At 63.5% G+C, this 23,695-nt stretch carries 17 protein-coding genes; 13 read left to right on the forward strand and 4 right to left on the reverse strand.

Annotated features, from left to right (window positions below; all coding sequences use genetic code 11):
• Positions 1-16 precede the first annotated feature (16 nt).
• The 7 genes from ABWW33_RS06410 (at position 17) to ABWW33_RS06440 (ending at position 9,630) form a co-directional block, all read left to right on the forward strand.
• Positions 17-988 (forward strand): YVTN family beta-propeller repeat protein, encoded by a 972-nt coding sequence (locus ABWW33_RS06410; RefSeq protein ID WP_353400145.1) that lies wholly within the window; start codon positions 17-19, stop codon positions 986-988.
• Entirely contained in the window at positions 988-2,028 is a 1,041-nt protein-coding gene (locus ABWW33_RS06415) for a polysaccharide deacetylase family protein (RefSeq protein ID WP_353400148.1), read from the forward strand. The genes ABWW33_RS06410 and ABWW33_RS06415 overlap by 1 nt, the downstream gene beginning before the upstream one ends.
• Positions 2,025-3,020: a sterol desaturase family protein gene (locus tag ABWW33_RS06420; RefSeq protein WP_353400151.1), complete on the forward strand. Its 996-nt coding sequence runs from the start codon at positions 2,025-2,027 to the stop codon at positions 3,018-3,020. The genes ABWW33_RS06415 and ABWW33_RS06420 overlap by 4 nt, the downstream gene beginning before the upstream one ends.
• Positions 3,020-3,841, forward strand: a complete 822-nt coding sequence (locus ABWW33_RS06425; RefSeq protein ID WP_176655532.1) for an EI24 domain-containing protein — start codon at positions 3,020-3,022, stop codon at positions 3,839-3,841. The genes ABWW33_RS06420 and ABWW33_RS06425 overlap by 1 nt, the downstream gene beginning before the upstream one ends.
• 9 nt (positions 3,842-3,850) lie before the next feature.
• The gene (locus tag ABWW33_RS06430) at positions 3,851-4,636 is read left to right on the forward strand and encodes a competence/damage-inducible protein A (protein WP_176655533.1); all 786 of its coding nucleotides are present in this window, start codon (positions 3,851-3,853) and stop codon (positions 4,634-4,636) included.
• Positions 4,637-4,989: 353 nt separating this feature from the next.
• Entirely contained in the window at positions 4,990-8,106 is a 3,117-nt protein-coding gene (locus ABWW33_RS06435) for a transglycosylase domain-containing protein (RefSeq protein WP_176655667.1), read from the forward strand.
• A 159-nt stretch (positions 8,107-8,265) separates the two neighbouring features.
• Positions 8,266-9,630, forward strand: coding sequence for a TAXI family TRAP transporter solute-binding subunit (locus ABWW33_RS06440; protein ID WP_176655534.1), 1,365 nt, complete (start codon positions 8,266-8,268; stop codon positions 9,628-9,630).
• Positions 9,631-9,730: 100 nt separating this feature from the next.
• On the opposite strand, the gene ABWW33_RS06445 is transcribed toward ABWW33_RS06440, so the two are convergent.
• A complete protein-coding gene (locus ABWW33_RS06445) occupies positions 9,731-10,189 on the reverse strand; it encodes a rhodanese-like domain-containing protein (RefSeq protein ID WP_176655535.1) in 459 nt (152 codons plus the stop codon).
• A gap of 310 nt (positions 10,190-10,499) precedes the next feature.
• Here ABWW33_RS06445 and glnA point away from each other — a divergent pair, with 310 nt between their 5' ends.
• The 4 genes from glnA (at position 10,500) to ntrC (ending at position 15,252) form a co-directional block, all read left to right on the forward strand.
• Entirely contained in the window at positions 10,500-11,915 is a 1,416-nt protein-coding gene (glnA, locus tag ABWW33_RS06450; RefSeq protein ID WP_176655536.1) for a type I glutamate--ammonia ligase, read from the forward strand.
• 124 nt (positions 11,916-12,039) lie between these two features.
• Positions 12,040-12,528, forward strand: coding sequence for a DUF4124 domain-containing protein (locus ABWW33_RS06455; protein ID WP_353400156.1), 489 nt, complete (start codon positions 12,040-12,042; stop codon positions 12,526-12,528).
• A 24-nt stretch (positions 12,529-12,552) separates the two neighbouring features.
• Positions 12,553-13,665, forward strand: a complete 1,113-nt coding sequence (glnL, locus tag ABWW33_RS06460) for a nitrogen regulation protein NR(II) (RefSeq protein WP_176655538.1) — start codon at positions 12,553-12,555, stop codon at positions 13,663-13,665.
• Positions 13,666-13,734: 69 nt separating this feature from the next.
• Entirely contained in the window at positions 13,735-15,252 is a 1,518-nt protein-coding gene (gene ntrC / locus ABWW33_RS06465; protein WP_176655539.1) for a nitrogen regulation protein NR(I), read from the forward strand.
• 105 nt (positions 15,253-15,357) lie between these two features.
• Here ntrC and ABWW33_RS06470 read toward each other — a convergent pair whose 3' ends face one another.
• Positions 15,358-16,302 (reverse strand): GlxA family transcriptional regulator, encoded by a 945-nt coding sequence (locus ABWW33_RS06470; RefSeq protein WP_176655540.1) that lies wholly within the window; start codon positions 16,300-16,302, stop codon positions 15,358-15,360.
• An 89-nt stretch (positions 16,303-16,391) separates the two neighbouring features.
• Between ABWW33_RS06470 and ABWW33_RS06475 the strand changes: the two genes are divergently transcribed.
• Positions 16,392-17,177, forward strand: coding sequence for an SDR family NAD(P)-dependent oxidoreductase (locus ABWW33_RS06475; RefSeq protein ID WP_353400162.1), 786 nt, complete (start codon positions 16,392-16,394; stop codon positions 17,175-17,177).
• Positions 17,178-17,248: 71 nt separating this feature from the next.
• The gene (gene corA / locus ABWW33_RS06480; RefSeq protein ID WP_176655542.1) at positions 17,249-18,217 is read left to right on the forward strand and encodes a magnesium/cobalt transporter CorA; all 969 of its coding nucleotides are present in this window, start codon (positions 17,249-17,251) and stop codon (positions 18,215-18,217) included.
• Between the two features lie 63 nt (positions 18,218-18,280).
• On the opposite strand, the gene ABWW33_RS06485 is transcribed toward corA, so the two are convergent.
• Positions 18,281-21,031, reverse strand: coding sequence for a TonB-dependent receptor (locus tag ABWW33_RS06485; protein WP_353400165.1), 2,751 nt, complete (start codon positions 21,029-21,031; stop codon positions 18,281-18,283).
• Between the two features lie 419 nt (positions 21,032-21,450).
• The gene (locus ABWW33_RS06490; RefSeq protein ID WP_353400168.1) at positions 21,451-23,100 is read right to left on the reverse strand and encodes an NAD(P)/FAD-dependent oxidoreductase; all 1,650 of its coding nucleotides are present in this window, start codon (positions 23,098-23,100) and stop codon (positions 21,451-21,453) included.
• Between the last annotated feature and the right edge of the window lie 595 nt (positions 23,101-23,695).

Raw genomic sequence — 23,695 nt, forward strand, 5'->3', positions numbered from 1 at the left:
TTTCAAGCGATTTTTCATGCTCTGCAGTTTCCGCCGTATCGTCCTTTCCTGTGTCTGCGCCATCTCCGCGATCGGCAGCGCGCAGGCCAACGTGGTGGTGGTCCTTAATTCGCGTGACGCCACCGTGCAGTTGCTGGACCAGGACACCTACAAAGACCTCTCCACCTTCCCGGTCGGGAAGGAGCCGCACCACCTGATGGCCACGCCGGACAACAAGTCCCTGATCGTCGCCAGCTCGGTCGGCAACGAACTGATTTTCCTCGATCCGAAAAGCGGCCAGGTCCAGCGCAGCATCAAGGATATCCTCGACCCCTACCAGATCGGCTTTTCCCCGGACCAGAAATGGTTCGTGTCGAACTCGCTGCGGCTGGACCGCGTCGACCTGTACAAGTACGACGGCGCCAACCTGACCCTGGCCAAGCGCATCCCGCTGGCCAAGCTGCCCAGTCACATGGCGTTCAACGCCGCCAGCAACATGGTGTTCATCACCCAGCAGGGCAGCGACCAGATCAGCGCCATCGACCTGGGCACGCAGGCCGTCAAGTGGACCATGTCGGTCGGTAAGCTGCCGGCCGGCATCGCCATGACGCCGGACGACAAATACCTGCTGGTCGGCATCATGGGCAGCGACTACGTCGAGGTGATCGACTGGAAAGCCCAGAAGACCGTCAAGCGCATCAAGACCGGCCAGGGCGCGCACAACTTCCGCGCCGCCGGCGACGGCCGCCTGACCTATGTGTCGAACCGGGTCTCCAATTCGATCAACATCATCGACCAGAAGACGCTGGAAAACGTCGGCCAGATCAACGTGCCGGGCGGCCCGGACTGCATGGAAATCACCGCCGACGGCAAGACCATGTGGGTCACCCTGCGCTGGATCAAGAAAGTGGCCGTGATCGACCTGGCCACCCGCAAGGTCACCAAGCTGATACCGGTGGGGCGTTCGCCGCACGGCGTGTTCTTCTTCAACTCGGCCCAGCGCATGTGATGAACAGCGCTGCCGCCCCGACCCTGCTGGCGCTGGCGCTCGCTGTTTCGCCGGCGGCCATGGCGGCCGACCCGGCCAAGGCCGCCAACAGCGACGCGCGCGAATTGAACGACGCGGCCCGCGCCGCCAACGCCCATGCCCGCAACCTCAACGGTCCGGCGCGGCGCGCGGCGGAGGCCAAGGCGGCCGGCATGGCCGCCGCCGCCGCTGCAAGCACCGGCGCGGCAAGCACCGTGTCGCCGGCCAGCGCCCAGCCGGCGCTGGCGACGGCGTCCGCCATCGCCGCCGCGAAGACCGAGTCGGCCGCGCCGCGCGCGGCCTGCAAGGGCACGATCTACCTGACCTTCGACACCGGCAGCCAGTCCCAGGCCGAGCTGATCGCCGACACGCTGAACCGCCACAAGATCAAGGCCACCTTCTTCCTGGCCAACGAAAAAACCGTCAAGGGCGATTATTCGCTGGACCCGTCGTGGTCGGCCTACTGGAAGGCCCGCGTCGCCGAAGGCCATGTGTTCGGCTCGCACACCTTCGACCACGACGTGCTGGTCAAGGACGGCGCCGGCGGCGCCATCCTGGCCAAGCCGGGCTTTGGCGCGCAGGCCGGCAAGGTCCGTACCTTCACGCCGGACCAGTATTGCGAGGAAATCAAGCGCGTCGACCTGCGCTTCGCCGAGCTGACCGGCCGGCATCTGGACCCGATCTGGCGCGCTCCGGCCGGCCGCACCACGCCCCATGCGCTGGAGGTGGCCAAGTCCTGCGGCTACGCCCACGTCGGCTGGGCGCCGGCCGGCCTCTCCGGCGACGAGTTTTCCAGCACCGCCTACCCGAATGCGGTATTGCTGCAAAAGTCCCTGCGCGACTTGCGGGACGGCGACATCTTCCTTGCCCACATGGGCATCTGGTCGCGCAAGGATGCGTGGGCGCCGGCCAACCTGGAACCGTTGATCAGCGGCCTGGAGCAAAAAGGCTATTGCTTCGCCACGCTGCGCGAGCACCCGGGCTACCGCGCCTCATTCAAGACGAATTCCAAGCACCAATGATGCAATTATTTTCCGACTGGCTGGGCGCCGCCCAAGGCTGGTTGTTCGAGACGGCGATACAGCCGCTGGTGTTCCAGCTCGGCTTCGGCGAATTTATCGAGGAGGCGTTCGAAGGCACCGAGTGGCTGCTGATCGGCGTGCTGGAGCTGTTGCTGCTGTTCCTGGTGCTGCGCCCGCTGGAGGCGATGATCCCGGTGCACAAGTTCAACGACCCGCGCGCGCGCTGGAACGACTTCATCTACACGGTGCTGCACCGCGTCGGCCTGTTCTCTGTGCTGATCTTCTTCACGCTCGACCCGCTGATGGACAGCGTGGCCGCCGCGCTGCGCTTCGAGAGCTTCCAGCCGTTCAACCTCGAATCGCTGTGGCCAGGCATCAGTCCCCTGGGCAGCTTCCTGGTGTATTTCGTCGTGCTGGACTTCTTCGATTACTGGTACCACCGCGCCTCGCACCAGTTCAACTGGTGGTGGGCGCTGCACGGCCTGCACCACAGCCAGCAGAACATGAATTTGTGGAGCGACAACCGCAACCACCTGCTCGACGACCTGCTGCGCGACGTCTACATGGGCGTCATCGCGCTGTGCATCGGCGTCGAGCCGTCGCAGTACGTGATGCTGGTGTCGGTGTCGCGCATCCTGCAAAGCCTGCAGCACGCCAACGTGCGCATCCATTTCGGCCGCGTCGGCGAATGGCTGCTGGTGTCGCCGCGCTACCACCGCCTGCACCACGCGATCGGCGTCGGCCACGAATCGCATGGCAAGGGCACCTTGGGCGGCTGCAATTTCGCCGTGCTGCTGCCGGTATGGGATATCATCTTCCGCACCGCTAATTTCACGCCGCGGTTCGAAGCCACCGGCATCCGCGACCAACTGCCGCGGACCGGCGCCGACGGCGTGGTCGCGCCTGGCCGCGACTACGGCAGGGGCTTCTGGTCGCAGCACTGGCTGGCGCTCAAGCGCATGGTTGAATACGCACGCAAGGATGTGGTCTGATGACAAATGTATTACGCTCCTGGGGCCGCGCCTTCCTGTCGCAATGGCACGGCAGGATGCTGGCGATGAGTGTGGTTCCGTTCCTGCTGGCGGTCGGCGTGTGGGCGGTGCTGCTGTACCTGGGCCTGCAGCCGCTGGTCGACTGGCTGCACCTGCTGTTCACCGAGCACGACGGCTTCGCCCGCAGCGGTAGTCTGCTCAGCTCGCTTGGGCTGGGCGCCTTGAAAACCGTCGTCGTGCCGCTGATCGCGATGCTGTTGCTGCTGCCGCTGATGATACTGACGGCGCTGGTCTTCATCGGCGTGGTGGCGATGCCGCTGATCGGCCGCCACGTCGGCCGCCGCCACTATCCGCAGCTGGAGCAGCGCAAGGGCGGCACCCTGCTGGGCAGCGCCGGCGTGGCGCTGGGCGGCATGGCGATCTTCATCGGCCTGTGGATCGTGACCTTGCCGCTGTACGCCTTCCCGCCGCTGGCGGTGGCGGTGCAGGCCTGCCTGTGGGGCTGGCTGACGACGCGGGTGATGGTCTACGATGCGCTGGCCGACTACGCCAGCGCCGACGAGCGCCGCCAGATCCTGGCCGAGCACCGCTGGCGGCTGCTGGTCATCGGCATCGTCTCCGGCGCGGCCGGCGCCTTGCCGGGCGCGATCTGGCTGGGCGGCGTGATGGCGGTGGTGCTGTTCCCGTTCCTGGCGGCGATCTCGATCTGGCTGTATGTGCTGATCTTTATCTTCACCGGCCTGTGGTTTGCGTATTATTGCCTCGATGCGCTGGCGCGCCTGCGCGCCGACGCGGTCGAGGTCAAAGAAATCACCATCTGAAAGGAAACCATGGCGATCGGACTCATCATCATCGGCGACGAAATCCTGTCCGGCAGGCGCGTCGATCAACACTTCCCCAAGGTCTTGCAACTGCTGGCGGCGCGCGGCCTGCAACTGGGCTGGGCTGAAATCCTGGCCGACGATCCGCAGCGCATCACCGCCACCTTGAAGCGCACCTTCGCCAGCGACGACATCGTGTTCTGCTGCGGCGGCATCGGCGCCACGCCGGACGACCACACGCGCCAGGCCGCCGCCGACGCGCTGGGCCTGCCGTTGGTGATGCACGAGCAGGGCAAGATCAACATCCAGCAGCGCATCCTGCAGATGGGTCAGGAGGCCGGCCAGCCGGCGGACCTGAACTCGGCCGAGAACCTGCACCGCCTCAAGATGGCCGAGTTTGCCGAAGGCGCGGCGCTGATCCCCAATCCGTACAACAACATCGCCGGCTTCGCGCTGCACAAGCACTATTTCGTACCGGGCTTCCCGGTCATGGCGTGGCCGATGATCGAGTGGGTGCTGGACCACCATTACGCCGACCTGTTCAACCGCGAGCCGCACAGCGAGCAATCGGTGTTCGTGTACGAGGCGGCCGAGTCGGCGCTGACGCCGCTGATGGTGGCGATCGAAGCGCGGTTCGCGCGGGTGAAGGTGTTCAGCCTGCCGAGCGTGGGCGACGCCAAGCGGCGCCGCCATATCGAGCTGGGCGTCAAGGGCGAACCGGTGCAGACGGCCGAGGCGTTCGAGTACCTGTGCGCGGAACTGAAGAAACTCAATGTAGAGTTCAGCAACAGTTAGTGCTTGGTTGTTATCAATCGGGCGTAGACGGCGTTCCTCCCTCGGAGAGAACGCCGTTGTTTTTTTGCGAAAAACAAACGGCGCAGTAAAATTATTGTGCGTCTTCGCCCGCTGGCACGGCTCCGATGTGGTGCAATGGAGTGGAAGCATCCAAGTACGTTTTACTGAAACAGCTGACCGGTTTGAATCATATGTTAAGCAATCGTCGTTTCCGCCGGCCCCGTATCGTAGTCCGCGCAGTGCGCAAATTGCGCGCAGGCGCCGCGGCTTTTGGCTATCGCAACAAGCGGCATCTGCATGTCGTGCCTGCGCCCACTCCCGAACAAACCGAAGCGCATCTGGCCCATGCCCAGATGGACGCGCCGCCACCGCCGTCGGCACCGAAGAGCAAGCGTTCGCGCAACGCCTTCCTGCTGGTGCTGCTGATCGGCGTATCGTTTGCCGTCTACTGGGGGGTACAGGAAACCCGTACCTCCAGCATGCAGGCGCGCGTGTTCACCGACCTGGTCGGCAAGATGACGTACAAGATGGAGCCGGGCGCCAGCAAGTCGATCCGCTTCCCGAAAGACAGCCCGTACGACGAGCGCCTCGGCTACGCCGGCCTGCCGGACTATCTGGGCAAGCTCAGCCAGCGCGACTACCAGGTCAGCGCGCAGGTCCGCATCTCGCCGAAGATGGCCGAGCTGGCCGACATGGGCGTGTTCGCCACCTATCGCGAAAAGACCAAGACCGGCCTGACCATCGTCGACTGCCGCGCGCAGGAACTGTTTGCCGCCAGCTATCCGGAACGCATCTACACCAGGTTCGAGCAGGCGCCGATGGCCCTGATTAACAGCCTGTTGTTCATCGAGAACCGCGAGCTGCTGGACACCAAGTATCCGACGCGTAATCCGGCCGTCGAATGGGACCGCCTGGGCAAGGCGGTGATCGAGAAGAGCGTCAGCTCGGTGGCCGGCGGCCATCGCGCGGCGGGCGGCAGCACGCTGGCCACGCAGATCGAAAAATACCGCCACTCGCCGGAAGGCCGCACCGGCTCGATGAAGGACAAGCTGCAGCAGATGGTCTCGGCCAGCCTGCGCTCCTACCAGGACGGTCCGGACACGACCAAGGCGCGCCGCCGCATCGTGCTCGACTACCTGAACACGGTGCCGCTGTCGGCCAAGCCCGGCTACGGCGAAGTGAACGGCATCGGCGACGGCATGTGGGTGTGGTACGGCCGCCAGTTCGCCGACGTCAACCGCCTGCTGGCCGGCAAGCTCGACAACCCGGACGCCGAAACCGCGCTGACCTTCAAGGAAGCGCTGAGCCTGATGATCGCGCAGCGCCGCCCCAGCTACTACCTGGGCGACGGCGCCGAGGACCTGGAAATCCTGGCCAACAGCCACCTGCGCATCCTCGCCACCGACGGCGTGATCACGCCGGCGATGCGCGACATGGCCTTGCAGCAGAAGCTGCATCCGGCCACCGGCAACGGCCTGCAGTCGGCGCCGGCGATGACCTTCGTCAGCCGCAAGGCGTCGAACGCGATCCGCAACCACCTGGCCAACCTGCTGGGCGACAACCGCATGTACAACCTGGACCGCCTCGACCTGAGCGTGGTCAGCACGCTCGACGCGCAGGCGCAGACCGCCGTCACGCAGGTGCTGCGCGATCTGCGCGATCCGGAGAAGGCCAAGGCCGCCGGCCTGACCGGCAAGGGCATGCTGGGCAACGGCGATCCGGCCAACGTGGTGTACAGCTTCACCTTGCTGGAAAAGGGCGAGCAGAACAACCTGCTGCGCCTGCAGACCGACAACTTCGACCAGCCGCTGGACATCAACGAAGGCGCCAAGCTGGACCTGGGCTCGACCGCCAAGCTGCGCACGCTGGTGACCTACCTGGACATCATGGACCAGATGCACAAGAAGTACGCCGGCATGGACGCGGCCGCGCTGGGCAAGGTGACGGTCGATCCGCAGGACAAGCTGTCGCTGTGGGCGCTGGACTACTTCAAGGCGCTGCCGATCGAGAAGGGCGGGCGCGAGCTGACGCCGATGCTGAACGCGGCCATGGAGCGCAAGTATTCGGGCAATCCCGGCGAAGGCTTCTTCACCGGCGGCGGCCTGCACCACTTCGGCAACTTTTCCAAGGAAGACAACGGCAAGATCCTGACGGTGACCGAGGCGCTGCGCCATTCGACCAACCTGGTGTTCGTGCGCCTGATGCGCGACGTGGCCAAGTTCTACATGTTCCAGACGCCGGGCTCGTCGGCCTCGCTGCTGGCCGACTCGGACGATCCGCGCCGCGCGCAGTACCTGGCCCGCTTCGCCGACAAGGAAGGCAAGGAATTCCTCGGCCGCTTCTACGCCAAGTACAAGGGCAAGCCGGAAGGCGAACTGGACAAGATCCTGCTGGCCAACATCCGCAGCACGCCGGTGCGGCTGGCGGTGATCCACCGCACCGTGTATCCGCAGGCCAGCCAGGAGCAGTTCGCGGCCTTCCTGAAGGACAACCTGCCGTCGCAGAACGAAGTGCCGGAAGAGCGCGTGGCCAAGCTGTACGACCAGTATTCGATCGACAAATGGTCGCTGGCCGATCGCGGGTACCTGGCCAGCGTGCACCCGCTGGAACTGTGGATGGCGGCCTATATGCGCCTGCACCAGGGCGCGACCTTGTCGGAGATGACGGCGGCCAGCGAGAAGGAGCGGCAGGAGGTTTACCAGTGGCTGTTCAAGACCCATCACAAGCACGCGCAGGACAAGCGCATCGCCGGGCTGCTCGAGGTCGAGGGCTTCATGGAAATCCACAAGCAGTGGAAGAAAATGGGCTATCCGTTCGAATCGCTGGTGCCCTCGTATGCGACCACCTTGGGCGCGTCGGCCGACCGTCCGGCCGCGCTGGCCGAGCTGATGGGGATCATCGTCAACGGCGGCGTGCGCAAGAGCAGCCAGCGCATCAGCTCGCTGCACTTCGCCAAGGACACGCCGTATGAAACGGTGGTCACCAAGGGCAAGCCGACCGCCAATGAGCAGGTGCTGTCGCCCGAGGTGGCGCGGGTGGTGGCCGATGCGATCCGCGGCGTGGTGTCGGACGGCACGGCCAAGCGGGCGCGCATGGCCTTCGTCGGATCGGACGGCAAGGTGATTCCGGTCGGCGGCAAGACCGGCACCGGCGACCAGCGCTTCGACGTGTACGGCGGCGGCGGGCGGCTGATCGAGTCGCGCTATGTGAACCGGTCGGCCACGTTCGTGTTCAATATCGGCGAGCGCTTCTTCGGTTCGATGACGGCCTACGTGCACGGGCCGGAGTCGAAGCACTACGACTTCACCAGCGCGCTGCCGGTGCAGCTGCTGGTGGTGCTGGCGCCGAGCCTGATGCCGCTGATCGAACCCAATCCCGTGGCGAAGCCCGCCACCGTGGCGTTGGTCGCGAAAGCCGGGGGAGAAGTGCCCGCAGTCGTGAAACCGCCGCTGCAGGCCTGCGGCGGCTGATCTAAATCCGGGGTCAGATCCGACATTTGGACACGAGCTCTGCCGTAACGGCCGTTACGGCAGAGCTCGTGTCCAAATGTCGGATCTGACCCCGGATTCCCTTGCATAGTTGCTCATTTGTTGGCAATGTATCAGCCCATGAAACCTATGCGCCATCACATGTCCAAAATCCTCAAGTTCACGCAATTCTCGATGCGGGACTTGTTTGTCGCCGCCGCCCCCACCATTGCGCTGATCGCCGGCGTCTGCCTGCTGGCCTACTGGCTGGTTGACCCGGCGCCGCCGCGCACGGTGCGCCTGGCCACCGGCCAGGAAAACAGCGCCTACGAGGAATTCGGCAAGAAATACGCGGCCGCGCTGGCCAAGCATGGCGTCAAGGTGACGCTGATGCCGTCCGCCGGCTCCAGCGAAAACCTCAAGCTGCTCAAGGCCGGCCAGGTCGACATCGCCTTCGTCCAGAGCGGCTCCACCAACGAGGAGGCCGCCGAGCGCGAAGGCCTGACCTCGCTGGGCAGCCTGTTTGTCGAGCCGCTGTGGCTGTTCCTGCGCGAAACCAAGGGCAAGAAGCCCATCACCCAGTTGAGCCAGCTGAGGGGCATGAAGATCAACTACGGCCCGAAGGGCGCCGGCTCGCCGCGCCTGCTGCGCCAGGTGCTGGAGCTGAACGGCGTCGAGAAGGGCGAAGTCGAGCGCTTCTCGCTGGCCAACACGCCGGCCACGGTGGAGCTGCTGGAAGGCCGCATCGACGGCCTGGTGTTCACCTCCGCGCCGGAGGCGCCGCTGATCCAGATGCTGCTGCAAACGCCGGGCATCAAGCTGTTCAATTTCACCCAGGCCGAGGCCTACGCGCGCAAGCTGCCGTTCCTGAGCCACGTGGTGCTGCCGCAGGGGATCGTCGACCTGGGCCGCGATATCCCGTCCGAGGACTACAACCTGATCGCGCCGACCGCCACGCTGGTCGCGCGCGACGACCTGCATCCGGCGCTGGTGGATTTGTTCGTGCAGGCGGCCAGCAGCATCCACGGCGGCGCCGGCTGGTTCTCGCAGCAGGGGCAGTTCCCGTCGGCCAAGTACACCGAGATTCCGGTCGATTCGGAGGCGGCCAAGTTCTACAAGAGCGGTCCGCCGCTGCTGCAGCGCTACATGACCTTCTGGCTGGCCAATTTCTTCGACCGCATGTGGGTCGTGGTGGTGGCGCTGGGCGCGCTGATACTGCCGCTGTCCAAGGTGGTGCCGCCGCTGTACGTGTGGCGCATCCGCTCGCGCGTGTACCGCTGGTACGGCCAGCTGCGCGCGGTGGAGCAAAGGGTGGAGGAGGCGCAGGAGGAGACGCGCATGCAGGTCTACGAGGAGCAGCTCAAGCGCCTCAACGAGATCGAGGAGCTGGTCAACCAGGTATCGATCCCGCTGTCCTTTGCCGATGGCTTGTATGGCTTGCGCAGCCACATACAGTTCGTGCGCAAGCGCATCCAGTTCCTGATGGGCGAAATGTCGCCGGCCGCCGACGAGGCGGTGCCGGTCTAATCCGCACCCCGCTGTCATTCCCGCGCAGGCGGGAATCCATAGAACGCATCCGTGTGTGCCTCAGCATGGATTCCCGCTTGCGCGGGAATGACGGCGAAGGTTATGCTCCGGTCCATGGCAGGCCGGCCTTGCACCAGCCGTTGACGTTCTTGCGGTGGCCGTGCTCGTCCTTGTCGCCCTCGAAGCCTTCCAGGATATCGTAGCAGTGCTGGTAGCCGTGCTCGGTGGCCAGCTTGGCGGCGTTGCGCGAACGCACGCCGGAGCGGCACAGGAACAGCAGCACCTGGTCCTTGCGGGCCACCGAGTTCAGCTGCTCGATGAACTCGTGGTTGGCGTTCCCGCCCGGATAGGTGCTCCACTGCACCGCACCATGTTGGGCTTCCGGTATGGTGACCCGTCCGACCCAGTCACGCTCGGCATTGGTGCGCACGTCGACCAGCTTGACGGCGTTGTCGGCACTGACCAGCTCATACGCCTCCTGCGGCGTGACCGCGCCGGCATAGGGCCAGTCCCTGCTGCGGCTGCGCGCCAGCGCGAGAATATCGTCTATCGTGCTCATGTCATGTTCCAGAAATAAGATTAAGTTTATTATAGGCTTCCTGTTCAAGCCCGATACACGCACGCACCAAAGTCGTGCAGTTTTTAGAAAAATTCCCAATGCGCACAAAATAGGTGCAATATTTGAGAAATGCACTGAATTGGTGCTATGTTGATCTGCCGCAAATATAGGCATTTCGATCTGCTGGCCGATTTTAGATTCATTTACCAGCAAGTTCAAAGATGCTATCGGCATATTAATATGAGTTTCAGGCTGGCACGGATACTGCTTATTAGAGCGCACGAGTCCCACATTCCTTTAGGAGATACGCATGGCAATGACAGCCGCAGAAGTTCTGAAAATGGTCCAGGAAAACGAAGTCAAATTCGTTGATTTCCGTTTCGCCGACACCCGTGGTAAAGAACAGCACGTAACCGTGCCTGTGTCGCACTTCGACATCGACAAGTTCGAATCGGGTCACGCATTCGACGGTTCCTCGATCGCCGGCTGGAAGGGCATCGAAGCATCGGACATGATACTGCTGCCAGATCCAAACACCGCGAACATCGACCCGTTCATGGAAGAAACCACCCTGTTCATGCAGTGCGACGTGATCGAACCGTCGGACGGCAAGGGTTACGACCGCGATCCACGCTCCATCGCCAAGCGCGCTGAAGCCTACCTGAAATCGTCCGGCATGGGCGACACCGCCTACTTCGGCCCTGAGCCTGAGTTCTTCATCTTCGACAGCGTGCGCTGGAAGATCGACATGTCCGGCTGCTTCGTCAAGATCGATTCCGACGAAGCGTCGTGGTCGACCGACAAGGAAATCGAAGGCGGCAACAGCGGCCATCGTCCTACCGTCAAGGGCGGCTACTTCCCAGTGCCACCAGTCGACAGCTTCCAGGACATGCGTTCGGAAATGTGCCTGATCCTGGAATCGCTGGGCATCCCGGTCGAAGTGCACCACCACGAAGTGGCCGGCGCCGGCCAGAACGAAATCGGCACCAAGTTCTCGACCCTGGTCGAGCGCGCCGACTGGACCCAGAACCTGAAATACGTGGTCTGGAACGTGGCCCACAGCTATGGCAAGACCGCCACCTTCATGCCTAAGCCTATCGTTGGCGACAACGGTTCGGGCATGCACGTGCACCAGTCGATCTGGAAAGACGGCGTCAACCTGTTCGCCGGCGACGGCTATGCCGGCCTGTCGGAAACCGCGCTGTACTACATCGGCGGCATCATCAAGCACGCCAAGGCGCTGAACGCGATCACCAACCCAGGCACCAACTCGTACAAGCGTCTGGTCCCAGGCTTCGAAGCGCCAGTCAAACTGGCGTACTCGGCCCGTAACCGTTCGGCTTCGATCCGTATTCCACACGTCGCCAATCCAAAAGGCCGCCGTATCGAAACCCGCTTCCCGGATCCACTGGCCAACGTCTACCTGTGCTTCGCAGCACTGCTGATGGCTGGTCTGGACGGTATCGCCAACAAGATCCACCCGGGCGAGGCAGCATCGAAGGATCTGTACCACCTGCCGCCGGAAGAAGACGCGCTGATCCCAACCGTGTGCTCGTCGCTGGAAGAGGCACTGGATCACCTGAACAAAGACCGCGAGTTCCTGACCCGTGGCGGCGTGTTCAGCGATTCCATGATCGATGCCTACATCGAACTGAAAATGCAGGACGTCCAGCGCATGCGCATGACGACTCACCCTGCCGAGTTCGACATGTACTACTCGCTGTAATACAACGCGCCTCTGTTGCAGGCGCTTGTAGCCGGTAAAAAACGCGGGGCGAGCAGCAGCTTTCCCCGCGTTTTTCATTGGATGTTGTATATTCGGGATGGAATGTTCCACCCACGGATAACGAATGATAACTAGTTTGAAACGATGCATTTTGCTGGCGCTGATGGGCTGCGGCTGGGTCCACGCGCAAGGCGTGATTTACAAGTGCACGCTACCGAACGGCAGCATCGAATACACCGACGTCAATCGCGGCAGCTATTGCAAGTCGATGGACTTGCCGGGCACCGTGGTGCCGGCGCCGGCGCGCCGCCAGGTGCCTGTCATGCGCCCGTCGCTGCCGACGATCGCGCCGGGCGACTTTCCGCGCGTCGATGGCGCCGAGCAGCGCGCGCGCGACGCGGACCGGCGCGGCATCCTCGAGGATGAGCTGAAAAACGAATCGCAGAAGCTGGCGGAGTTGCGCAAGGAGTTCAACAACGGCGAGCCGGAACGCCGTGGCGACGAGCGCAACTACGCCAAGTACCAGGAGCGGGTGGCCGCGCTGCGCGACAGCATCAGCCGCTCGGAAAAAAATGTCGATGCCTTGAAACGTGAGATCGCGAATATCCGTTGAAGGCGAATTTACCGTGAGTCCATTATGAGCCTGGTCAGTAATATCGCCGCCCGCGCGGTGGCAGCCATGAACCGCCCGCCCGCGCTGGCCGGCCTGGAACTGCTGGCGTCCGCCGTGGTGCTGCTCGATGGCGAAGGCCAGATCGCCTACGCCAATGCGGCGGCCGAGAATCTGCTGGAGAGCTCGCTCAAGGCGCTGTCGCGGCAAAAGCTCAGCGCGCAGTTCCTCAACCCTGACGAGCTGGAGCACATCTGCGCGCAGGCGCGCGAGCACAAGTTTGCCGACCTGCGGCAAGACCTGGCGCTGGAGCGGGCGGGGCGCGATCCGCTGCACGTGCACAGCATCGTGTCGGCGCTGGACGAGCCGGCCGACCACATCCTGATCGAGCTGCGCGAACACCTGCAGCACCTGAAGCTGGACCGCGAGGAGCGCATCCTCGACCAGAGCCAGGTCAACAAGGAGCTGATCCGCAACCTGGCGCACGAGATCAAGAACCCGCTGGGCGGCATCCGCGGCGCGGCGCAGCTGCTGGAGATGGAGCTGCCCGCGCTGCACGCCGGCCAGCTGCGCGAGTACACCCAGGTCATCATCAAGGAAGCGGACCGGCTGCAAACGCTGGTCGACCGCCTGCTGGCGCCGCACCGCCGGCCGCACATCGTCGGCGACGTCAACATCCACGAAGTGCTGGAGCGCGTGCGCAGCCTGATGCTGGCCGAGTTCCCGTCCGGCCTGACGATACTGCGCGACTACGACGCCTCGATCCCCGAGTTCAGAGGCGACAAGGAACAGCTGATCCAGACCGTGCTCAACATCGCGCATAACGCGGCCCAGGCGCTGGCCGCGCGCATCGAGGCGGGCGACGCGGAGATCGTTTTTAAGACGCGCGTGGCGCGCCAAGTCACCTTGGCCAAGGTCCGTTACGGGCTGGCATTAGACTTGCATATCATTGACAATGGACCGGGTATCGCACCCCAGATCCGCGACCGGATTTTCTACCCGCTGGTGTCGGGCAGGGAAGGCGGCAGCGGCTTGGGATTGACCCTTGCGCAAACCTTCGTGCAACAGCACATGGGGGTGATCGAGTGCGAGAGCCGGCCTGGATACACGGATTTCCGCATCCTGTTGCCGTTGCCATAAGCCGTGGCATACAGGGGCGGGTGCCGAGTCCCTTGATTGACGATCCATATTGCGGGATACACACAACACATGAAGCCAATCTGGATAGTAGACGACGACGAATCGATTCGCTGGGTACTGGAAAAAGCGCTGGCACGGGAGAACCTGGCCACCAAGAGTTTTGCCAATGCGCGCGACGCGATCGCCGCACTGGAGTTCGAGACGCCGCAAGTGCTGGTGTCCGACATCCGCATGCCGGGCGACTCCGGCCTCGACCTGCTGCAACTGGTGAAGTCGCGCTTCCCGGGCCTGCCGGTCATCATCATCACCGCCTTCTCCGACCTGGACTCGGCCGTTGCGGCCTTCCAGGGCGGCGCCTTTGAATACCTGGCGAAACCGTTCGACATCGACAAGGCTGTCGAGCTGATCCGCCGCGCGCTGGACGAGAGCCTGCGCGAAACCAGCGTTGAATCGGGACCGTCGGAAACGCCGGAAATCCTCGGCCAGGCGCCGGCGATGCAGGAAGTGTTCCGCGCCATCGGCCGCCTGTCGCAATCGAATGTGACGGTGCTGATCACCGGCGAATCGGGCTCGGGCAAGGAGCTGGTGGCGCGCGCGCTGCACAAGCACAGCCCGCGCGCGGCGCAGCCGTTCATCGCGCTGAACACGGCGGCGATCCCGAAGGACCTGCTGGAGTCCGAACTGTTCGGCCACGAGCGCGGCGCCTTCACCGGCGCGCAGACCACACGCCGCGGCCGCTTCGAGCAGGCCGAGAACGGCACGCTGTTCCTCGACGAAATCGGCGACATGCCCTTCGACTTGCAGACGCGCTTGCTGCGCGTGCTGTCGGACGGCCACTTCTACCGCGTCGGCGGCCATCAGCCGCTGAAAGCCAATGTGCGCGTGATCACGGCGACGCACCAGAACCTCGAGCAGCGCGTGCGCGAAGGCTTGTTCCGCGAGGACTTGTACCACCGCCTCAACGTCATCCGCTTGCGCCTGCCCAGTTTGAGGGAGCGCCGCGAGGACATCCCTATTTTGGTGCGCCACTTCCTGGTGCAAAGCGCCAAGCAGCTGGGTGTGGAAGCCAAGCGCATGAGCGACGCCACCTTGCAGTTCCTCAGCGGCCTGGACTTGCCTGGCAATGTGCGGCAGCTGGAAAACCTGTGCAACTGGATCACGGTGATGGCGCCGGGGCAGACGGTCGAGGTCAAGGACTTGCCGCTGGAGTTGACGCAGGAGCAGGGCGGCGGCGGACACGCCTTGCCGGCACTGGCGTCGGCGCCGGCGGAAACCTACAGCACGATCCAGCACCACGGCACGGTGACGGCGATCCCGGCGCCGGACATGGGCAGCATGCATGCGCTGTCCGGTTCGCCTGATGCATGGCTGGGTCTGCTGGAAGTGCAGGCCGCCACCATGCTCAGCGGCGGTCAGCAGGAGGTGATGGCGGTGCTGGGTCGGCAGTTCGAATCGGCGCTGATACGCACCGCGCTCAAGCACACGCATGGCCGCAAGAACGACGCAGCGGTGCGGCTGGGCATAGGCCGCAACACCATCACCCGCAAGATCGCGGAACTGGGCATCGACGGCGCCAAGGACGACTGAAGTCGCGTCAAAAAGACCGCAGCGTCGTTGCGGGCGTCTCGCCGTGCTAACGCACTGTCTTCGCCACCCGCGCCTAGCTGCGCTCATTTTGACGCAACTTCAAAATTACGCCGCCGCGCGCGATGCCCTTTTGATCGCCTGCGGCGGCACGCCGTAAGTCCTGATGAACGCCCGGCGCATCCGCTCGGGGTCGTCGAAGCCGCTCTCCCTCGCCACCACGTCCAGCGCGTGATTGCCGTCCTCTATCATCGCCCGCGCCGCTTCCACTCTTAGTGTCTCGACCGCCTTGGCCGGCGATTGCCCGGTCTCCAGCCGGAACGCGCGGCTGAACTGGCGGCGGCTCAGGTTGGCCGCATCGGCCAGCTCGTCCACCGACAAGGCCTTGCGCAGATTGCGCTTGGCATAGGTCAGCGCGTTCTGGATGCGGTCCGACTTCGGCTCCAGTTCCAGCAGGGCCGAGAACTGCGACTGCCCGCCGGTGCGCCGGTGATACACCACCATCTTGCGCGCCACCGCGCGCGCCACCTCGACGCCCAGGTCCTGCTCGACCAGCGCCAGCGCCAGGTCGATGCAGGCCGTCATGCCGGCCGAACTCCACACGTGGTCGTGCTCGATGTAGATGCGGTCCTCGTCGACCTTGGCCTTGGGGTAGCGCCGCTGCAGCTCGCGCGCGCCGGCCCAGTGCGTGGTCACGCGCCGCCCTTCCAGCAGCCCCGCCTCGCCCAGGATGAAGGCGCCGGTGCAGATGCTGGCCGTGCGGCGCGACGCCTTGCTGGCCGCCTGCAGGAAGGCGATCAGCGCCGGCGACGACGCCGCGGCCGGCTCCAGCGTGCCGGCCACCATGACGGTGTCGTAGCCGGGATCGCCGAAGCGCTCGGTGCCGACCGGCACGCCGGCCGAACTGAGCACCGGCCCGCCGTGCTCGGACAGCATGGTCATCTCGTAGAACGGGCCGCCCGGCATCAGGTTGGCGACTTCGAACACGGTGACCGCCACCATGTCGACGATCTGGAAACCGGGGAACAGCAGCAAACCTATGGATTTTTTCATGATGTCCCAAAAAGAGGTATCTACGTCACATGGGCCTTAGTTTGCGCCCCTACACTGTGCCCTGTCAACTCAACTCTAAAGGACCCAACATGAAAACCGCATTGATCACAGGCGCATCCACCGGCATCGGCGCCGTCTACGCAGACCGCCTGGCCCGCCGCGGCTACGACCTGATCCTGGTGGCGCGCGACGCCGCCAAGTTGTCCGCGCTGGCGGCCCGGCTGGAGGCATCCACCAGCCGCAAGGTCGACGTGCTGCGCGCCGACCTCAACGTGACGGCCGACCTGCGCGCCGTCGAACAGCGCCTGGCCACCGACAGCAGCATCGCCATGCTGGTCAACAACGCCGGCATCGGCGCCGTCAAGCCGCTGATCGATTCCACGCCGGAAGAGCTGGATGGCTTGATCAGCCTGAACATCACCGCGCTGACCCGCCTGACCCGCGCCGTGGCGCCCGGCCTGGTGGCGCGCGGCGGCGGCACCATTGTCAATATCTCGTCGATCGCCGCGCTGGCGCCGGAACTGCTGAACGGCACCTACGGCGGCAGCAAGGCCTTCGTGCTGGCGCTGACGCAATCGCTGCATCACGAACTGGGCGAAAAGGGCGTGCAGGTGCAGGCGGTGCTGCCGGGCGCCATCGGCACGCCGTTCTGGGACCGCGCCGGCATCTCGATCGGCCACCTGCCGAGCGACATCGTGATGACGCCGGAAGACCTGGTCGACGCCGCGCTGGCCGGCCTGGACCAGGGCGAGCTGGTGACCTTGCCCTCGCTGCCGGACGCCGCCGACTTCGCGCGCATGGATGAGGCGCGCAAGGCGCTGAAGCCCAACCTGTCGCACACCAGGCCGGCCGCGCGGTATTTAACCGCGGCTTAACCAGCCCCTGCACCGGTTTGAGGTAAGCTCTTGGCTGACGAAGCCAGGAGCTTTTTTTTTATGGAATGCGTATGCTGATTAATTGTGTGGCCTATCAGGACGGGCAAAAGCTGGCGGACATCCCCGTCGAGGAAATCAGCGACTATGTCGAAAAGCCGGAGACCTTTGTCTGGGTGGCCTTGCGCGATGCGCAGCCGGACGAACTGTCGATCATGCAGGAGGAGTTCGGCCTGCACGAGCTGGCGGTGGAGGACGCGCGGCGCGGGCACCAGCGTCCCAAGATCGAGGAATACGGCGATTCGCTGTTCGTGGTGGTCAAGACCATCGAATGCCGCGACAGCGAGGTGGCCGTCGGCGAGGTGGATATCTTCGTCGGCGACAACTACGTGCTGTCGGCGCGCGACGGCCATAGCCAGCAGGGCTTCCTCGGCGTGCGCGCGCGCGCGGAAAAGGAGCCGCACATGCTGCGCCTGGGCCCGGCCTTCGTGCTGTACGCGCTGATGGACGCGGTGGTGGACCGCTACTTCCCGGTGCTGGACATGCTGGAAACGGAGCTGGAGGAAATCGAGGAGCTGATCTTCAGCCAGGGCAAGCAGCGCGACAACATCCAGCGCCTGTATGAACTCAAGCGCAAGGTGACCATCGTGCGCCACGTGGTGTCGCCGTTGATGGAGGCGGTGGGGCGGCTGCACGGCGGCCGCGTGCCGGCCATGTGCCAGGACACGCAGGAATACTTCCGCGACGTGCACGACCATTTGCACCGGATCAGCGCCTCGCTGGATTCGATACGCGACACGATCGCGACGGCGATCCAGGTCAACCTGTCGATGGTGGCGATCGAGGAGAGCGAAGTGAACAAGCGGCTGGCGGCCTGGGCGGCGATCTTTGCGATCTGCACCGCGTTTGCCGGCGTGTGGGGGATGAACTTCAAGTTCATGCCGGAACTGGAGTGGAAGTATGGCTATCCGTTCGCGATATCCGTGATGGTGGGCGTGTGCCTGTACCTGCACCACCGCTTCAAGAAAGCCGGTTGGTTGTAGAAAAAAGGACAAAAAAAAGCCCGCGCGGCCTGAGCCGTGCGGGCTTTTTTCATGAACGACTGATTACTTGAACTTGTAGCCAGCGGTCACGTAGACGAAGCGGCCACGTGGATCGTACTGGTTGATGTCGTAGCCGGACTGGAACTGGTTGGTCACCGCGGTGCCAATCGGGTCAGGCTGCTTGTCGAACAGGTTCTTCACGCCCAGCGCCAGGGTCAGGTTCTTGATGCCGCGGAACGTGACGTTGGCATCGTAGGTTGCTTCCGACGAAATGAACACTTTGTTGTCGTTCAGATCGTGGCCAACCTGGTAGCCGGTGCGATAGTTCTGGACCAGGGTGGTCGACCATGGGCCTTTGCTCCAGGTACCTGCCAGCTGGTGCTTCCAGCGCAGGACCACGCCGCCGTTTTGCGCGCCGATGACTGGATTGCCAGCAGCGTCAACGATGGTGCCGACCTTGTGCGAGATGTCGCCGCCCGGGCTGGTCTGGTCGAAGGTATCCATGTAGGTACCGTTCAGGTTGACGTCCAGCTTACCGAAGCTGAAGTTGTCCTTCCAGTTGGCGAACAGGTCCAGGCCTTGCACGTTGGCGTTGCCGGTGTTGGCCAGCGTCTGCTTGATGCTGACGATGTCGTTGCCGTTCAGGGTCACCAGGCCAGCGTAGGCTGGGTCGCCGGCGCGGAAGCGCGATACCACTTCCTGTGCCGACGGGGTGGCCAGGATGTCGCGGATGTTGATGTTGAAGAAGTCAACACCGATGCTCGCGGTCGAAACCGGCTGCCATACGGCGCCGAACGAGTACTGCTTCGACTTCTCTGGCTTCAGGTTAGGGTTGCCGCCGGTCAGCGAGTTCACCTGCAGGCCGGTTTGCTTGGTCGCTGGGTCGTTGAAGGTTTCCGAGGTGCCCAGGGTCTGCGGCGTCCACAGGTCAACCAGCGACGGTGCGCGGAAGCCGGTGCCGTACGATCCGCGCAGCAGGAAGGACTTGGTCGGCTGCCAACGGACATTGCCTTTCCAGTTGGCCGAGTTGCCGACGTCGTCGTAGTGGTCGTCGCGCACGGCCAGGTTGGCTTCCAGGGTCTTCGTCAGCGGAACACTCAGTTCGCCGAAGGCCGAGTTCACGGTACGGTCGCGGTCGATAGGCACTACCGAGCCGCCCAGGCCGGAGATGTCGCCCGACTGGTAAGCTGCGCTAGGGTTGGTGGTGTAGTTCTCTTTACGCGATTGCGTACCCACCGCGTATTGCGGGGTGATGCCGGCGATGGTCCAGAAGTCGCCGGTGATCTTGGCGTCGAAGGAATCGCTGGTCGATTTGGCGGCCAGGAAGTCGCCGCTGAACGCTGCCGATTTCAGCTGGTCGGCCAGGGCGCCGGTTTGCACGCCGCCTGCAGCCCATGGATTCCAGTTGCTGCTGTTGATGATCTTGGCGTACGCGACTTGCGAGAAGTAGCCGGTGGTCACAGCGCTGTTCAGCTTGGACTCGTTGTGGGTCAGGGCGACTTCGTAGTCGACCGCGCCGATGGTGCCTTTGGCGCCGACGACAACACGTGCCTGCTTGGCGGTGTCGACGTTCTGGCGTGGGCCGAAGTCAAACACGCGCGAGGTGATCGACAGTGGCTTGCCGATCAGCGAGGTGAAGCCCTGGCTTTGCAGGTAAGGCACGGCGATCGACTGGTAAGCAGGGTTGCTTGGGTACAGCAGCAGTGCCGCGTCCACGCCTTGCTTGGCGAACTCGCCGTCGGTCTCGAAGAAGCTGGCGCGCGCCGGCGAAGCCTGGTAGGTCTGGGTGACTTTGCTCTGCGAGTACAGCACGTCGCCGAACAGCTGGTGATCCGCGTTCAGCTGATAGGTCAGGTTACTGGTGAAGTTGAACAGCTCGCGATCAGGGGTCAGACCGACGTCCGGGCCGCTGTCGTAGTAGCAGTACGGTGCGCCTTTGGCGCCGTTAGGCAGCAGGCCCATGCGGATGGTGCTGCACTTGTCGCCGATGGCCAGCGGGTTGCCGTAGCCGGAGCCGCCCGAGCTGAAACCAGCGTCGGGGCCTTTGCCTGGCGTGAACGAACCCTGGATATTGCCCAGGCCGGTCGCGGTGCCGTTGTAATAAGGCAGCTTGGTCGAGGTCGACGCGTAGTCGCGGTCGCGGCCGAACAGTGCTTTTTCTTTTTCGTAGGAGCCCGAAACAACCAGATTCAGCTTGTCGGTGTTGAAGCCGCCGGTGATCGATGCCTTGGAGTTCTGGCCGCCGCCGCTTTGCGATGGGGAACCGTAGCCGCCGGTGATTTCGATGCCGTCGGTCTGCTTGGCCAGGATGAAGTTGACCACGCCGGCCACCGCATCGCTACCGTAGACGCCGGAAGCGCCGTCTTTCAGCACTTCGACGCGCTCGATGGCGGCCAGCGGAATGACGTTGACGTTGACGGAGGCGCCGTCGCTGCCGGCGAAGGCTGCCAGGCGGCGGCCGTTGACCAGCACCAGGGTGCGGGTCGAGCCCAGGCCGCGCAGCGAGATCGACGACAGGCCGCCGGTCGAGGTGCCGGCGCCGGTGGCGTTGCTGGTGCTGCCGGCCGAGGAGAAGGCCGAGATCGATTGCAGCAGTTCTTCAGTGCTGGTGGCGCCGGTACGGGCGATGTCAGCTTTGGTTACGACTTGCACTGGCAGCGAGGTTTCAGCGTCGACGCGCTTGACCGACGAACCGGTGATTTCCACGCGCTGGATAGGCGCGTCTTGGGCAAATGCCGGTTGTGCCAGCACCAGAGCGGCGCTGCCCGCAAACATCAGGCGCAGCGAACGCGAGATTACAGTTTCCATCATCATTGCTTGAACTCCTAGGAGGGTACCAATTGTTACTTTGTCATTTAAAGACACGTAGTTTGAATAATCCATCAATAGATTATTCAGGGCAGCCATCAGACCACCTGAGGCTGGCATGGTCAATTGCTGGACTGTAACAAGCGTGTAATAAACAACACATTTGGCGGTATTTTCAAAAAAAGACGATTATTTTACACAAAAATACAAAGTTGTTAGCCGTTTATGCTTTATTTGTGATAGTCGCAATTTAAACGTTGCACTACTTTCATATGAGCTGGGGAGGCTCGGCGAGTGACGAAAAGTTAGTATTGTGAGCAGGGACGGCCGCGCGCGGGCCGCCCAGCGCGCCGAGGCGCTGCTGGTCGGGTAGGGCAAAATGACGGGGCTGGGTACGGCTGCGGGGAGGAGGAGGGCTTGGGCGATTACGCGTTGTCGGCGGCCATCGACAGGGCCACCGCTTCGGCCACCTTGATGCCGTCGACGCCGGCAGACAGGATGCCGCCCGCGTAGCCGGCGCCTTCGCCGGCCGGGAACAGGCCGCGCGTGTTCAGGCTTTGCAGCGTGTCGTCGCGGCGCTTGATGCGGATCGGCGACGAGGTGCGCGTCTCCAGCCCGGTCAGTACGGCGTCGTGCTTGAAGTAGCCCTTGATCTGCTTGTCGAACGCCGGGAAGGCTTCGCGCAGCGCGGTGACGGCGAACTCCGGCAGGATCTGCGCCAGGTCGGTCAGGTGCACGCCGGGCTTGTACGAGGGGACCACGCTGCCGAATTCGGTCGAGGCGCGGCCGGCGACGAAATCGCCCATCAGCTGGCCCGGCGCGTTGTAGGTGCCGCCGCCCAGCTCGAACGCCTTTTCCTCCAGCCGGCGCTGGAATTCGATGCCGGCCAGCGGATGGCCCGGGTAATCGACTTCCGGCGAAATGCTGACCACGATGGCGCTGTTGGCGTTGCGCTCGTTGCGTGAATACTGGCTCATGCCGTTGGTGACCACGCGGCCCGGTTCGGACGCCGCCGCCACCACCGTGCCGCCCGGGCACATGCAGAAGCTGTACACGGCGCGGCCGTTGGAGGCGTGGTGCACCAGCTTGTAGTCGGCCGCGCCCAGGATGGGGTGGCCGGCGTTGGGGCCGAAGCGGCAGGCGTCGATCAGCGACTGCGGGTGCTCGACGCGGAAGCCGACCGAGAACGGCTTGGCCTCGATGTAGACGCCGCGCTCGTACAGCATCTGGAAGGTGTCGCGCGCGCTGTGGCCGATCGCCAGCACCACATGGTTGGTGGCGATCTTCTCGCCGCTGGCCAGCGTCACGCCGCGCACCTGGCCGCCGTCGCCGTTATTGCCACTGAGCTGTTCGATCTCGATGTCGACCACCTTGCTCTCGAAACGGTATTCGCCGCCCATCTGTTCGATGTTGGCGCGCATCTGCTCGACCATCTTGACCAGGCGGAAGGTGCCGATGTGCGGCTTGCTGACGTAGATGATTTCCTCCGGCGCGCCGGCCTTGACGAACTCGGTGAGCACCTTGCGGCCGTAGTGTTTCGGGTCCTTGATCTGGCTGTACAGCTTGCCGTCCGAGAAGGTGCCGGCGCCGCCTTCGCCGTATTGCACGTTCGACTCCGGGTTGAGCTCGCGCTTGCGCCAGAAGCCGAAGGTGTCGACGGTGCGTTCGCGCACCTGCTTGCCGCGTTCGAGGATGATGGGGCGCAGGCCCATCTGCGCCAGGATCAGCGCCGCGAACAGGCCGCACGGGCCGGTGCCGATGACCACCGGGCGCAGGTTGTGGTCGTGGCCCTGCAGCTGCTCGCCGTTGGCGACGAATTTATACGAAGTGTCCGGCGACGGCATCAGGTGCACATCGTGCGACAGGCGCTTGAGCAGCGCCGCCTCGTCCCTGACCTGCACGTCGAGCGCGTAGATCAGCACGATCGCGGTCTTCTTGCGCGCATCGTAGCTGCGCTTGAAGACGGTGTAGCCGAGCAGCTCGGCGGCGGGGATGTCGAGGCGCGCCAGGATGGCGGCCGGCAGCTGGTCCTCGGTGTGGTTGAGGGGCAGTTTTACTTCGTTTAATCGCAGCATGATGTCTGTGTCCAAAAAATTGCGGGGCTCCGTAGCTAGCGGAGAGCGGTGCGGCGTCAGACCGCCGCAGCCGCTATTTTACCCGCAGCGCCCGGTCCTGCGCCAACCTTGGAGCGACCTCCGGCCGGATTAATTCCCGGGTTAATGCGCCATGCTTTTTCTTATTCTCCATTTATTTAAATCCCGGATTTAAAGGATTGAATACAGGCGTCCAAAAGATAATGACGACGGAGTGAAAGTCCTGTATAGACGAGATGGAAACAATTGGTGGTGTTGCGATAAAACAACGTGATTTCAAAATGGCAATATTTCCCCGTAGCGTGGGTTTCTCTCAAGTAGTTGCAAAAAGTGAGCTGGATTGAACAAAAAGACACACTCTTCGTGCTGCGTTGCAGCATTATTGGTGAAATATCAATCTGCTGATGTCAGCATATTATCTGATACAAGACGTTACAATCGATATTTTATTCAATAATCCAATCCGATAACAAAACAAAAGTGTTGTCACATCGAAAATTAACATATGCATAATGAAAATTGCTGCAGTGCGGCAAAAATGCCTGCGTAAAGTGCTTGCTTTGTTCGCTTCCTTGGG

It is taken from the genome of Duganella hordei, from assembly GCF_040369125.1.
GTDB classification, from domain to species: Bacteria; Pseudomonadota; Gammaproteobacteria; order Burkholderiales; family Burkholderiaceae_D; genus Rugamonas; species Rugamonas hordei.

Excerpts from the sequence above, each read along its gene's own strand:
- ABWW33_RS06410 (WP_353400145.1), top strand. The coding sequence starts at position 17 with ATGCTCTGCAGTTTCCGCCGTATCGTCCTTTCCTGTGTCTGCGCCATC.
- ABWW33_RS06415 (WP_353400148.1), top strand. The coding sequence starts at position 988 with ATGAACAGCGCTGCCGCCCCGACCCTGCTGGCGCTGGCGCTCGCTGTT.
- ABWW33_RS06420 (WP_353400151.1), top strand. The coding sequence starts at position 2,025 with ATGATGCAATTATTTTCCGACTGGCTGGGCGCCGCCCAAGGCTGGTTG.
- ABWW33_RS06425 (WP_176655532.1), top strand. The coding sequence starts at position 3,020 with ATGACAAATGTATTACGCTCCTGGGGCCGCGCCTTCCTGTCGCAATGG.
- ABWW33_RS06430 (WP_176655533.1), top strand. The coding sequence starts at position 3,851 with ATGGCGATCGGACTCATCATCATCGGCGACGAAATCCTGTCCGGCAGG.
- ABWW33_RS06435 (WP_176655667.1), top strand. The coding sequence starts at position 4,990 with ATGGACGCGCCGCCACCGCCGTCGGCACCGAAGAGCAAGCGTTCGCGC.
- ABWW33_RS06440 (WP_176655534.1), top strand. The coding sequence starts at position 8,266 with ATGTCCAAAATCCTCAAGTTCACGCAATTCTCGATGCGGGACTTGTTT.
- ABWW33_RS06445 (WP_176655535.1), bottom strand. The coding sequence starts at position 10,189 with ATGAGCACGATAGACGATATTCTCGCGCTGGCGCGCAGCCGCAGCAGG.
- glnA (WP_176655536.1), top strand. The coding sequence starts at position 10,500 with ATGGCAATGACAGCCGCAGAAGTTCTGAAAATGGTCCAGGAAAACGAA.
- ABWW33_RS06455 (WP_353400156.1), top strand. The coding sequence starts at position 12,040 with ATGATAACTAGTTTGAAACGATGCATTTTGCTGGCGCTGATGGGCTGC.
- glnL (WP_176655538.1), top strand. The coding sequence starts at position 12,553 with ATGAGCCTGGTCAGTAATATCGCCGCCCGCGCGGTGGCAGCCATGAAC.
- ntrC (WP_176655539.1), top strand. The coding sequence starts at position 13,735 with ATGAAGCCAATCTGGATAGTAGACGACGACGAATCGATTCGCTGGGTA.
- ABWW33_RS06470 (WP_176655540.1), bottom strand. The coding sequence starts at position 16,302 with ATGAAAAAATCCATAGGTTTGCTGCTGTTCCCCGGTTTCCAGATCGTC.
- ABWW33_RS06475 (WP_353400162.1), top strand. The coding sequence starts at position 16,392 with ATGAAAACCGCATTGATCACAGGCGCATCCACCGGCATCGGCGCCGTC.
- corA (WP_176655542.1), top strand. The coding sequence starts at position 17,249 with ATGCTGATTAATTGTGTGGCCTATCAGGACGGGCAAAAGCTGGCGGAC.
- ABWW33_RS06485 (WP_353400165.1), bottom strand. The coding sequence starts at position 21,031 with ATGATGATGGAAACTGTAATCTCGCGTTCGCTGCGCCTGATGTTTGCG.
- ABWW33_RS06490 (WP_353400168.1), bottom strand. The coding sequence starts at position 23,100 with ATGCTGCGATTAAACGAAGTAAAACTGCCCCTCAACCACACCGAGGAC.